The sequence below is a fragment of the Flammeovirga yaeyamensis genome, assembly GCF_018736045.1.
Classification (GTDB): Bacteria; Bacteroidota; Bacteroidia; order Cytophagales; family Flammeovirgaceae; genus Flammeovirga; species Flammeovirga yaeyamensis.
In genome coordinates, this window is the sequence record NZ_CP076132.1 from 3,281,838 (window position 1) to 3,295,495 (window position 13,658).

General features: G+C 27.7%; 10 protein-coding genes. 2 read left to right on the top strand and 8 right to left on the bottom strand.

Annotation, left to right across the window (positions count from 1 at the left end; genetic code table 11):
• Window positions 1-21: 21 nt before the first annotated feature.
• Window positions 22-744, bottom strand: coding sequence for a hypothetical protein (locus KMW28_RS12885; RefSeq protein ID WP_169663060.1), 723 nt, complete (start codon window positions 742-744; stop codon window positions 22-24).
• A gap of 9 nt (window positions 745-753) precedes the next feature.
• Window positions 754-1,194 carry a very short patch repair endonuclease gene (locus KMW28_RS12890; protein WP_183363870.1) on the bottom strand — a complete coding sequence of 147 codons (441 nt, stop codon included), beginning with the start codon at window positions 1,192-1,194 and terminating at the stop codon, window positions 754-756.
• A gap of 86 nt (window positions 1,195-1,280) precedes the next feature.
• Here KMW28_RS12890 and KMW28_RS12895 point away from each other — a divergent pair, with 86 nt between their 5' ends.
• Entirely contained in the window at window positions 1,281-3,227 is a 1,947-nt protein-coding gene (locus KMW28_RS12895; RefSeq protein WP_169663059.1) for a hypothetical protein, read from the top strand.
• Window positions 3,224-4,321, top strand: a complete 1,098-nt coding sequence (locus KMW28_RS12900; protein WP_169663058.1) for a hypothetical protein — start codon at window positions 3,224-3,226, stop codon at window positions 4,319-4,321. The genes KMW28_RS12895 and KMW28_RS12900 overlap by 4 nt, the downstream gene beginning before the upstream one ends.
• 16 nt (window positions 4,322-4,337) lie before the next feature.
• Here the strand turns inward: KMW28_RS12900 and KMW28_RS12905 are convergent, their stop codons facing one another.
• The 6 genes from KMW28_RS12905 to KMW28_RS12930 all read right to left on the bottom strand — a co-directional run bounded on the left by KMW28_RS12905 (window position 4,338) and on the right by KMW28_RS12930 (window position 13,653).
• The gene (locus KMW28_RS12905) at window positions 4,338-5,582 is read right to left on the bottom strand and encodes a DNA cytosine methyltransferase (protein WP_169663057.1); all 1,245 of its coding nucleotides are present in this window, start codon (window positions 5,580-5,582) and stop codon (window positions 4,338-4,340) included.
• 2 nt (window positions 5,583-5,584) lie between these two features.
• A complete protein-coding gene (locus tag KMW28_RS12910; protein ID WP_169663056.1) occupies window positions 5,585-7,000 on the bottom strand; it encodes a DNA cytosine methyltransferase in 1,416 nt (471 codons plus the stop codon).
• 138 nt (window positions 7,001-7,138) lie between these two features.
• Entirely contained in the window at window positions 7,139-7,489 is a 351-nt protein-coding gene (locus KMW28_RS12915; RefSeq protein ID WP_169663055.1) for a hypothetical protein, read from the bottom strand.
• Window positions 7,490-7,494: 5 nt separating this feature from the next.
• Window positions 7,495-9,864, bottom strand: a complete 2,370-nt coding sequence (locus tag KMW28_RS12920) for an AIPR family protein (RefSeq protein ID WP_169663054.1) — start codon at window positions 9,862-9,864, stop codon at window positions 7,495-7,497.
• 5 nt (window positions 9,865-9,869) lie between these two features.
• Entirely contained in the window at window positions 9,870-10,856 is a 987-nt protein-coding gene (locus tag KMW28_RS12925) for a PD-(D/E)XK motif protein (protein WP_169663053.1), read from the bottom strand.
• Window positions 10,846-13,653, bottom strand: coding sequence for a Z1 domain-containing protein (locus KMW28_RS12930; RefSeq protein ID WP_169663052.1), 2,808 nt, complete (start codon window positions 13,651-13,653; stop codon window positions 10,846-10,848). Before KMW28_RS12930 ends, KMW28_RS12925 begins: the two co-directional genes overlap by 11 nt.
• Window positions 13,654-13,658 lie beyond the last annotated feature (5 nt).

Here is a 13,658-nt window from a genome sequence, read left to right on the forward strand (position 1 = left end):
TTGCTTAAATCTCAATTTAAATTATAGACGATTCCATTTCAAACATTCATCATAAAATCCGTTCAACTCTTCTTTAAGATCACCTTCTTCAAATTGATCAATCCAATCTTCATAAGTTAAGATTCCTATATTACAACGGTCAACTCTATCAAGAAGAATTGTATCTTCTTTTACTTCAGAAATTTGAAACCTATTTCGTATCTGAGATTTAATTACTTCTTTATCTAATTTATCTTTTATCTTATGATGAATAGCCATTGATTTAGGAGCCGTAACTATAAAGAAGTTATTAGTTTCTAGATCTATACAATTATGTACAATACATGCTATATTTCTACTCGCCTGATTATAATTTGAAGCATTTGTTGTTCCCTTGCTTAAATTGCTTTTCATTTTTGCTTCTATAATTCCAAAAATTGAAGCCTCCTCTTCTACTCTTATCTCTCCCCTGGTTTCATAATCGATTTTAAAATCACCAAGTGCCATATCAGCATGAGTATATCCTTCACGATTTTTTTCTGCATTTATAAATGGACTAGAAATTAAACCTTCGGATGTGGCATTTTTGATTTTACCAAAATCAATTAGGCCTTCAATATTTAAATTTTCTTGCATTGAATAGTGAACTAAGAATCTAGTCATCCACCCTTCATTGTAAATTTCTGTAGGATTGATAAAAGGAATACTTGATTTTGTTGAAATGGAATTAATTGAGGAGGTGAATAGGTGGAGAAGGTTTTTCATTTTAATTGTTTAGTTTGTTTTAGGCTTAATTTCGCTTAAAAGTAATAATAAATTCTTTAAAGTTTCTTCTCTCTTATCTTTCAAATCACACTCCCAAATTGTAATTACATTCCATCCTATTTCATTCAGTTTGTGTGTATTTAGGATATCGTTTGCTTTATTTCTACTAATTTTCCATTTCCAAAAATCAACATTTGTTTTAGGCAACCTGTAATACTTACAGCCTTTGTGTCCATGCCAAAAGCAACCATTGACATTAATAACAGACTTATACTTAGCTAAAACTACATCTGGTTTACCAGGTAATATCTCTTTTTTATACTTCCCATGTAAACGAAAACGAATCCCCTGCCCATGTAAATACTTTCTCAAAATAATTTCAGGTTTTGTATCCTTACTCTTTATTTGAGACATATTGTAGGAGCGTTTAGATTCGTTTAATATATTCATTATAATGAATGATTTTGGCTAATGTATAATTCAAATGAAATAACTATTTTCACGTTAATTCATTATAATCGTAATTATTAATACCCATGCCAATAAACTTTACCGAAATCAATAATTTAATAGAAGAAAAAAATATTTTCAATATTATTAATTTAGTTGATAAATTATTTAAAAATCATTCAGAAGTCAATGTAAATATTTTAAAAGAGCATTTAAATAATGCAAAGCATAAAGAATACATTTTTAGACTATTAGATGAAAAGTATTTACTAAGAAAAAAGAATGATTTTAATAAGTCAGATATTATCAAAAAGGATCAATTAAAATTAAGTCGTATTGATTTAATTTTTGAAATTGTAAAAGAAGATAATTTAGATAAGCTTGAAAATTTGGTTTTACAATATCATAAGCAATACCAAATTGAGTCTGAAACTCATTTAAATAGATTATTTTCTGAATCTTCGCTTTTCTTAGAAATAAAAAAAATATGTTTAGATAATAATCTAATTAGACAGAATGTAGTAATGACTAATGAAAATGTATCTAAAGAAGATTTGCTACTTAATATAAAAAATAAGAAGAGTATATTAGAAGTAAGAGATGCAGTATTAACATTCAACAAACTTTACCCAATAACTTCAAGATTAGAATTAGATAACTTATTTTACGGAACACAATACCATGATTACATTTTAGAGTTAGCAGCTCTTTATAAATTCTACGAAGAAAGTGATTTAGGATCTCAAGATACAGTTCAGAATCATTATATACCTCCCCAATCTGATAAACAAAATAGTATTAATAAAATAAATACTTCTAGAAGCGAATACGAGATAAAAAATCTATTATATGATTTCAATGAAAAATATCCTCTTAAAAGTATCGATGAGGTTAAAACTTTATTTAGTAAAGCAATTAACTATGATTATATCATCAATTGTATTAAATTCTACAGCATTGATAAACAGTTTATAAACCAAAATAGCAATCATGATAAACTAATTACTCAAATTAAAGTAAGTACAAATAAGTTTAAAGTTGAAAAGTTATTAAATCAATATTTAAGTACATCAGAGTCATTTACAGAAGATGAATTAAATATTCAATTTAAAAGTGCATTTTATGCCTCTTATATTAGTGCACTTATCAAAGAGAAATTTGAAAAAAGTAAAATAATAATCGATGAACAAATTGATTTAGATTATTCTAAAATAGATAAAGAAACTTTAATTTCTAGAATAAACACTGAAGAAGATATTAATATCCTAATTGAACTTTTAGATAATTATGTTGAAAGATTTAATATTAAATCCAAACAAGAAATCACAGATAATTTTTCCGATGGAGTTAATTATGAAGAAATATTAAACATATTAGCCGATTTAGATATAGAATTTGAAGAAGAAACATTTATTGAAACTGAAGTAAAACCAAACTTAACTTCATTAGAGCTATATTCATTGATATCAAATGAAAAGAACCTAAACAGATGTATTGAATATTTAGAAGAGTATTTGAAAAAAAATAAAGATTCAAGTCATGAAATGATTATTTCAAATTTTGAAAATGCTTATTACCATAAAGAGATTCAAGAGTATTTGAGAAAAATAAATTACAATACTAACCCAGAAATAAAGGAACCTTTATTTAAGTCTAATTATCTCAAAAATATTTATAAACAAATAACAAACGATAAACAATTAACAACTCTCACTTTACTTAAAATTCATTTTCATGATGAAATTGAATTTTATAAATTAGATTATTGGATTGAACAACCTCTATTTTCAGAATATTTTCACCCGAAACTACAAATAGATATAGTAGATAGTTTTGTGACTTATCAAAGCACCTCAAAATTCTTAATTGAGAAAATTTATGATTCTAAAAAATTACAAAATATTGATCTTTCTGACAAAAGAGGTTACGGAATAGGAATGAAAAACCTCTTTTTTGATAACCATTTTTATCTTGATGAAACTATTGAAAATATTCTTTTTGAATTAAAACCATTATTAGATTTAAAAAAATGAATGATATTGAACTAATCAAGTTAGCCGTTATTGAAAAAAAAATTGATAAGGCTTCAAACTATCTATTCGAATATCTAAGAACAAATACTTTTAATAAAGACTTTTTATTAGAGATCTTGTCAGAAGCTTATCATTATGAAAAGTTCAAAAAGATAATTGATGATTTTACATTCAAAAAAGAGGGAATTAAAAATAATATAAATATCTCTGATGAAGTAAAAGAAATAAGAACAGAAAAAGATCTTCAAAAAGCTGTTCAAAAATTGGATAGATTCTTAGATAAATATAAGGAACTTTCTAATCAAGAATTAGAAGATTACTTTTTAGGATCTATACATAGTGAGTTATTACTTGAAATAATAGATGAAAACACAACAATTTTACCCCAGAATCAAAATCATACACAAAACAAACCTGATGAAGAAAGTTATGAAAATCTTATACAGAGAATCATAAATACAAAAGAATCGAGTGAACTTGTCTCTAAAATAAATGATTTCCACAATAAATATACATTCACTTCATTTTCACAAATAGATGATTTATTTAAAGGTGCGAAATTATATGATCAAATAATTGACATTATCTATCAACTAGAAATAAATAAGGATTTTGAAGAAAACTTAGAAGACCCCTCTTATTTAGTTAGCGATCTAACTTATGATGATGATGCAAAAGAACCTAACAATGATGAATTAATTGAAAAATATAGTAAAGATCCTTATTATAAAATTTTAATTAAAGACTTAACTACAAATAAAGAATTTGTAACCTTAAACTATATATTAATTGAAATCAATAATACCCAATATTGGAAAATTGATATTTGGACAGTTAATATTGATGACCCCACATATTTCCATAAAAAAGCTATATTAAAAATTATTGCATCATTCCCTACATATAAAAGTACTGCAGAATACCTAAAAGATGAGTTTTATATGGAATACAATATAAAGACTTCAGATTTGTCAGACGAGAAGGGTTATGGTGAAGGCATGAAAAATATTTTCCAAAAAAAAGATATTGACTGGGATAATAAAATTACTGAATACCTTAATGGAGCAAGAGAAGTCTTTGAATTGAAATTATAATTTCAATTCAAAGACCTTAGATAAATTTTGATATACCCTTAGCAATTCCTTCTGCCATCTTTGGAGGTACAGCATTCCCAATCATTTTATAATTAAATCCCATTGATTCATTAAATTCATAATCTTTAGGAAAAGACTGAAGCAACGCAGCCTCTCTAACTGTAATTGACCTAGCCTGTTCCGGATCGGGATGAAGAAACATTAACCCATCTTTATTCAAATGTGCTACAATTGTTGGAGATGGTTTATCCCATTCAAGGTTTCTGTATTTAGCATGTTTAGAATCTTTATTAAACTTATGATTATAAAATGCTATTTTATCTTTAGAAGGTTTATCATTCCAACTATCCTTTATCCATTCCCTGAAAAAAGAAATATCTCTATCATTTTGAAAACGTGCTATTTGATTTTCATTGATATTTTCAAGATCTAAACCATTAGGAAGATGAGATACCTTTCTTTTAAAAAATTTTTGAGGTTCCTTTAATGGGTAATGCTTAGGTTCATTGCCTATGGCACTTTTTATAGATATTTTATTATTAGAAAATTGGTCTTTAATTGAATTATAAACATCATCCAATGTTATTGAATTTTCTTCAGACCACTTTTTATTAAGTCCTACTAAAATTACTCGATTTCTCTTTTGAGGAACACCAAAATCTACTGCTGAAAAAATGGCTCTTCTAAGCTTATTAGGTTTCAAAATAGAATACCCTATTTCATCAAAAGCTTCAAATATTCTTTCTGTAACAGGTTTCCCACCTGGTGTTGCACTAAGCATTCCAGGAACATTTTCAAAGACAAATAATTTTGGAGTAAACTCTTTTACTACTTTTACAAAACTCTCAAATAAATAATTACGATAGTCTTCTTTCATTGAGTCCTTATCTTGAGCTCTACCTGCTATTGAATATGCTTGGCATGGTGGTCCTCCAATAATAACATCCACACTTTTATTTCCAACCAATCCTTTTAATCCTTTTTCTTTAGGTAATTCACCGTTTGATTTCCCATAATCTAAAATGGATTCTTTTGTCCAATTACCATTAATCAATTCCTCAGATTTTTGAATATCAAAATGGATAACACTATTTCTTGCTTCTTCACTTGAATGATTCCATTTTTTGTGAAGCCTATTTCGTAAAGTTCTTACCATGGGTAACTCCCATTCTACATGAGCAAGTCCATGATTACTTTTATCAGCATTAAGAAAGCCTTCAGAAAGTCCTCCACAACCTGCAAATAAATCTATGAAGTTCATATTTATTTATTTAAGCTATCCAATACTATTTTAAATTGCTTTGCAATCTTCGAAGCCAATAATGGTGGAACAGCATTTCCAATTTGTTTAAATTGATTTCTTGTGGACCCAGTAAAGAAATACCAATCAGGAAACGATTGTATTCTAGCAGCTTCTCTAGGTGTTATGCTTCTCGGCTTTTCCCCTGGGTGAACATAGGAATTACCATCTGTTTCTAGATGTGCTATTATTGTTTTAGATACACCTTTGGAATTCAATTTAAAATATTTATCACCAAAACTTCTAACAGCTTTATTTCCTTCTTTATCAACAGAAATACCGTATGTAACTTTTGAAAGAGCTTTCTTATTTTTTGGATCATTAAGGTATTTTCCTTCCACAAGGTGCTTATATATAAAAAGATCTCTTTCGTTATTATACCTAGATTTATGGTTAAATAAATGTTCAGGGGTAATTAACTCACCATTATAAGAATTGATCTCATTTCTATAATTTTTTGATTTATTTTGGTCAACTATTTCTAAGAATTCACCTTTTGATATATTTTCTCCAAAATAATTATGTTTACCAAATGCAATTTCATTTTTAGAATCATAATTATTAGGCTTAGGGTTTACTCCAATTTGAGGTAAATCAAAAATTGTTTCTTTTAAAGTTAATTCTTTTTTTACTTTTTCTTGGAGTAGTAAATCAAAGATATATTTAGCTGTAATATCTTTTGAAACTATATCATTTCTAACACCAATAAAGAATATTCTTTCTCTATTTTGAGGAACACCAAAATCTTTAGCATTCAATATTTCAGAATGTACATTGTACCCTAAATTACCAGTTTTTCTTAATGTTTCTTCGATAAGATCTCTATAACCTGAGGCTGATGCTAATCCTTTAACATTCTCAATAAGAACTAATTTTGGAGATAATTTTTCAGCAAATTTTAAGTAATATTTAAATAGTTGATTTCTTGGGTCATCTATAAAACCTTTTGCCCTCTCCTCAAGAGTTGCTTTTTTTGAACGACCAATCATTGAAAATCCTTGACAAGGAGGACCTCCTACTAATACATCAACTGAAGTTATCTCACTCAAGATTTTATTAATATCATCATCATCTTTTACTGAGGGTGCTTTTTTTCTAAGATTCTCTTCTGCCATTGTCTTAATAACTTTATGGCCTTGACTTTCCTGCTCAACAGCTCCTACACCCAAGTGTTCATATAATTCAATAATATCACCATGAATAATACGATCCAAATTCATTTCCGGGTGTAAATACTTTGCTGTATTGTATTTTAAAGTATCTAGTGCTGGTTTAGCAATGTCATTAGCAATTTCAAGATCAAAACCTTGGTTACCAAAACCTATTGACAAACCTCCTGCACCTGCGAATAAATCTATATATGTATATTTTTTAGTCATATTTTTATTTAAAAAGCGAACAAAACTACAAAAAGAAAAAATAAATTTTACATTCTATGTAGCTATATTGACAATGAAAAAGTGAAGACCGTATCTATGATACGGTTTTCACTTTTTAACATAAAAATTATATGCTTTTTAATTATAGTTATTTTGTAAAAATCTGTTTATTTCAACTACACCAACCATAACATCAATTATTCCCTCTTGATTGATTACTAAAAGGATAGCTTTAGGCACTTCATTATTTATGTTTTCCAACCATTTTTCTAGTTTTGGTGAATTTCTATCTATACCAAGCAAAACAGCTTCAGGATTCCTTTTAGGATTACTCTTTCTTGTATTAGTTAAAATATATTCTACTTTGTGTGATTTATAACAGACTTCAACAAGTGAATCATCCGTCCTCCAATCTTCATATAATATATTAGCTAATTTGGTATTGATTGCCGTATTATGATCTTTTCGCTCTATTATCAATTGTACCATAATATTTAAACATTAATTCCAAACTTATTACCAACTTCAAGAAATGTATTCATAGAATCATATTCATTTGTTAGTAATGGCTCATTCCTTCTTATTTTAATAAAAACTTTCTTAGAAATTGCCAAATCTTTTGGATCTAATTTACCAGATTGTTCAGATAACAAAGTAATTCTATCCCAATCATCTCTAGTAATTAATTTTAATCTATTATATATTTCAGAAACATTATATTTATTTTCTTCCTCTTTGATAGTACTCAGTTTTTTCATTTTATCAACTTCAAGATTAAGACTTTCTAATTTTGATAAAATATCCACACCATAATTAATTTCTCTTTCTGATAATGGTTTATTTTGAATTAATTTTTTTCTTATTTGTTGAACCATTACTTTTTCTCTTGTTGTTAAAACCTGTGATTCAGTTTTAATCCAATTCCACAAACCATCCCAATATTGTATTCCAACATTTTTAACTTTTTCCAAATCTAAGGTAACTTCCATTGCACCACCTTCCTCTTCATTTGCAAATCTTGGTGTTGTGTCTTGATTTACTAAATAGTATTTAATTCTTTCAAAATCAAGCTGGTAATTAGTATTTTTTAGATCTTCCCATGCACTTATTTTTTTAGCATATTCACTTTTTAGACCTGTAGTTGTATTTTCAAAAAAGTTATAAGTATGTTTTAGTAACGTAAATAATACATTTGTTAAATTTTCATCAATAGTTTGATCATCCCAAATCTTAGAAAGGTTTAATTTATTTTTTGTCAATTCATGAAAATAAGATAAAGTATAAGCCACTGTTAATGCCTTTATATTTGTATCACCAATATTATTACCTTTTCTCTTATTACCGAATAAATTATCGGTTGATTTAAATAAAATTGCATTTGCTATTAAATCATGATAATAAGCAACTGTAGGAACTTTTCCTTTGTATTCTTTTTTAACAATTTTCATGAACTCAGTGTAATTCTTTTGAGCTCCTTTTGAAACATTATAAGGTTCTCTATTCCAAATATTCATGAATTTTGATAAATCTGATTTAGATACTAATTGTTGTTTAGGGTATTTAGTATCAAAAGCTTTTTGTCTAGCAGGTGTAAATTCTTTGTTTCTTGCTTCTTTATACTGACCTTTAACCCTTTCAAAAAACCAAATTGTTTGCTTAGATTTATCATGAGGATCAATAGCAAAAGTTCTTCTTGAATGATTTTCAATATGTTGTAAGAAAGGATTATTAGATGTTAAATCAATCTCAGTTACCTTATTTTGGCTATTAGCATATCGAGATATTAATGGTACCTTATCATGTTTTTCTACTTCATCTCTAATAACAGTAATTTTAGTCTGTACAAAAACCTTCTTAAGGTCTACATTATTCTTCTTACCAAAATTTCTTCTAGTATAATATAATGAAGCTGTAGTTTGACCACCATTAACTATTTGAAAATCAGTTAATCTTTCAATTCTAGGAACTCCCGATGTTGCATCAATTTTAATATTCAATGCTGTAGTTGCTAACCCATTATTGTATGGTAAAAACATGTCAGGATCATCAATAATCGTACTTTTAATTCCTTTGTTTACTTTACCTGTTTGCTGGAGAAAAGCACGTACATTACTTTCTAGTAATCTTGTTCCATAAATTTGATACAAATCAGCTAATAATTCACCAGGTATTATTGCTAAATAACAATCATACTTATCATTCGCTGTAGGCATTTGTAGACATTCAATTGTTGTATCAAAATCATTTTTAAGATCTATTTCAATAGGCTCTGTATTGTATTTCGATCTGTGTAAACGATTAAGCCTTTCAATATCCCAAACATGAATGTTTAATTGGACATCAGAATTTTTCTTTAATTCAATTTTAGGTGTATCTGATAAAACTTGAGCATTAGTTAACACATAAATGTTTGCTCTTACAAATGTGTTTCTTTTTTCAAATATTACCTCTGCAGCTTCATGAGCAGGGTTAGAAGGGTCTAAAAAGTTAGGCCCTGATTTAAAAGATCTATTAAAAAAAGATTTAGCTTGGTTAATAATTTTTTCTAAAGTAGCTTTTGTTGATATCGTATAATGATTATCAGTATGAATATATGAAGTGATAAATAAATCTACGGTTTCATAATTCTCATCAAAAGCATATCCATTTAATTTACATGTCACCTTTTCTTTAATATCTTCTTCAATAAAACTTGCCACACGAGCAGCGTCTGTTTCTTGTGCATCTGTAAGAACTTCTAAAACATATTCCGTAAATTTATCTTCTTTTGATGCATTATCTTCATCAGCATAATATGATGCATCGATATCAATGTAAAGTTCTTTTAAATAATTTTTTAGTTCAAAATTTATATTATTATTCATTGCTATTATAGGTAAATATCAAAAGGTTTGTTGTTGTCAATTATATAGTTTTGTATAGCTGATAGTTCAATTTCATAAGAAATATTTACTATCTGTTTATTAGTATTTGATGACAAAATTTTCGGAAATTCATCAGTAACTTCATAAGTAAGAATATTCTTTTCATAATAGGATGTATTAGAATATAATTTATCATCACTTGGGTGATACCCTATTATTTCTAAATTAGAATAAAACCCTTCAATTAATGAATCATGTTCTAATAAGTGTTCAATTTCATAAATAAGACTTGGTAAGGTATTATCATCATTATTTTTCCTATCAAGTTCAAATAAAACTAAGTGTAAGTTTTCTCTATTAGTTTTATCCAATTGATACTCATTACTTATTTTTATTAAAGGATGATTTTTAATAGAAGTTTTAATCTCTACAGCAGAATTGTTAATAAAAAAATCTTGATTATCACCTTGTGGTCCTACCCATGATTTAATAACATCAAAAGAATCAATTTTTTCTTTTAGTAGTAGTTTTATGAATAACAACTCTCCATAAAGTCCAACTTGTTGGTTTGGTGTTAAACCTCCTTTTCTAACTTTCCCAAAAAGTTGGGACCATTTTGTTATCTTACGATAAATAATAGTTATTATCTCTTGTTCATTTTCTTTGTCATTACATTCCTCTACAACATCATTAATAAACAAACAGAAAATATCATACAAAGTAGAATCTTGAAGAATGAACGTAATATTATTTCTAGAATCTTTTCTAATTATTTTTTGTATTGTTACTCCCTTGAATGACTTCAACATTTCATCATTCACTGATACAGAGTCAGACAAGTCAATTACTAAAGTCTTTGCTCCAGTGATTAAAATCGTACCTATTGAAATATTAACGGATTGAGAAGAGTTTATTTTATTTGTAATAAAATCAACTTCCAATTCGGATTGATTCGTCTGTTGCTCAAAAATTTCTTTTATTCTATACTTCATAATTTTCTTCCATTTCAAATCCCTTATCTATATCTGTAGATCCTGACTTTCTTACAGAAAATTCTAATTTCACATCGTTGTCCTGTTCAGGAAATGATAAGGCAAAACCTATAATTGGTTTATCAAATTCTGTTTCGGTTGATTTAGGATCTAATGGGTAAATTATCAATACAGCTTTTTTCTCAGATTTTCTTCTTTCTTTGATAACATCTTTCTTAGGTGAAGATCCTATTCCATTTTGATCAAGATCAATATATCTATCTTTTGAACCTGTAATTGAGTTTTTATTGATCTGATATAAATTCCCAATATATCTCGTATCACTTATATCATTTCTAACAGTTAAACCTAACTCAACAGGTTCACTACCAACTTTAATTTTATAGTTATTTATTGGAGCTTCTTTTGAAATTATTTTTTTATTAGAGTCTAAGCTTCTATAAACCACATTCTTGGAAGAATTATTAATTAATACAATTGACCATTGTTCTATGGTTCCTAAACCTTCTTGCTTTTCTATATATTGATTTAAAATATCACCATTTATATTTGGTTGGTTGGAGATAAAACCAGCTAAAAATTCAGTGATAATATTTGTATCAAAATTATTTTTCCACAAAAAGTTATTACTTATTTTATGGGCATCATCAATTTTCAGTTTCGAAAGTAAAATTTCAGCTTGTTTAAGATTATTCTCTAACGAACCTATTGATCTGTCAAGAGAATATGTTTCTAATAATGATCCAGAAAATGAAATATTCAAAGTTTCAAATTCTTTCATTTTTCCTGCTGATGTTATGGCAAGTTTTGTTGGGCTATTTAGAACCTTTAGTCTAAAGTCTTTAGGTGATTTACCTTGGTATGACATCATATCAAAGTCGTCTCTCATAACTTCTGTAGCAATGGTAACATGTCTAAACCATTCCATCAATTCTGTTGTTGTATATAATCTACACAAATCACCATATCCTGGTCTATAACCAAACCATCTTCCCATTTGCATTAAAGAATCGTACATTTTTGTTGTACGCAAAAAGTAACTTATCATTAACCCTTCTAAAGTTACTCCTCTTGACATTTTATCTCCGCCAACTGCTATTACTGAATACCCTTTCTCATAATCATGGTAATTTAGATTTCCCACATTGGTATATTCTAAACCTCTTGTACTTGTTCTGCCATGTACTGCTTTTACTTCTATTTTTGTAGCAGCTAAAATTAATTCCGATTTGACATCTTCCCACTTTAGATGCTTTATCTTAGGGTCTATATACTTACCTTTTTGTTCTAAAATGTGTTGTGTAGTTGCATCAATTTTCTCATAAAACAATACCTCTAGTTCCTTTAAGATTCCTCCTTCTTTAATGTTTCTAAGGACTTCTTTTAATTCATTATTTACTAATCTAGCTACTCTATCTATCCATGCCACATATCTACCAATATGAATTAACATGGAATGGTCTTTATTTCCTTGTCCTCTTACTCTTCTAGCAGCAGAACATAAAACAAAGACTTTAATAGCCTCTTTTAAGCTTTGAGGTAAAGTATCGGGTAAATCGTCTTTATTATTTTTATTAATAACAAGTGGAAATTCTGGTTCTTGATCAGTTACATAGCTTATAATATTTAAACCTTCAATATCAATATCTTTTTCTATATCTCTGTAACCAAAGATTTGAGCCGCTCCCATATAATTATTAGGTGCAGGGAGGTTTATTATAAAGTCTTTAGGAAAAAGATCAGGACCAACTTCATACTCTTTTTCTTTTACTAGGTTAAGGTGTTCGTTTTTCCAATTATCCGGAATAAATAAATTAGCAAAAGGTGTTGCTGTATACCCTATAAATGATTTTTGATTAAATAAATTTAAAAGGGTTCTGATATGTCTATTAATTGTTTTTGCTTCCTCTATTTCTTTAGATGTATTTACAGAAGCGTTATCAGCTTCATCATCTATCATTAGCATAGGTATATTACTAATTTTCAGTTTACCCTCTGGTGTAGCATTAGCAAACCTAGTTAACCATGAAATTAGATTTTCTAAAACATGTTTTTGTTTTTTTATTACTAATACTACTGGATGTTTAGTTTGATCAAGACTAATATTTAACCTTGTTGCGATATCAATATTAAAATCCCCCTCATCATCTGCAGATGTAAAAGATTGAATAGGAATAATTCCTTCATCATGTATTTTACCGACACCTATTTTACTACCACTATTACCATTTATCAAATCGATACTAGATCTACCAATAAAACCTTCATCTATTCTACTTTGGGTTTGCGCCCTTAAGGTATTGTGAATACCTGCAATTACAATTATTAAACTATATCCAATATCTGCTGCTTTATTAATTAACCCAATGAAATTAGCAGTTTTACCAGATTGTACATGTCCAACTACCAAACCTCTTCTATCCCAAGAAATATTTTTCTCAGGTTTTACAAGTTTATCGATTATTTTATCTGTTTGTTCATCAATTGAATCAACTGGAAATGAAGCATCTTTTCTTAAAAGGTAGTCTTTATATCTTTTCCAATAATCCCACTTTATAGTGTGTTTTGCATCATTCAGCCAAGGTTTAACTTTATCATGTACAAGTTCTGTAGTTTCTTTAGTATTAATATTAAGATCTGCCAAAATCATTTCCAACATTTCACCTTTATCTAATGAAGAATAATCAGGCATTAGCATAACATTATTAATAGCATTGTTAATTGCATCCTCATCTTTTGTACTATTATTCAACATAATATGAATAATATTCTGAGCACTTCTGTATAAGTCTTCCATAATTA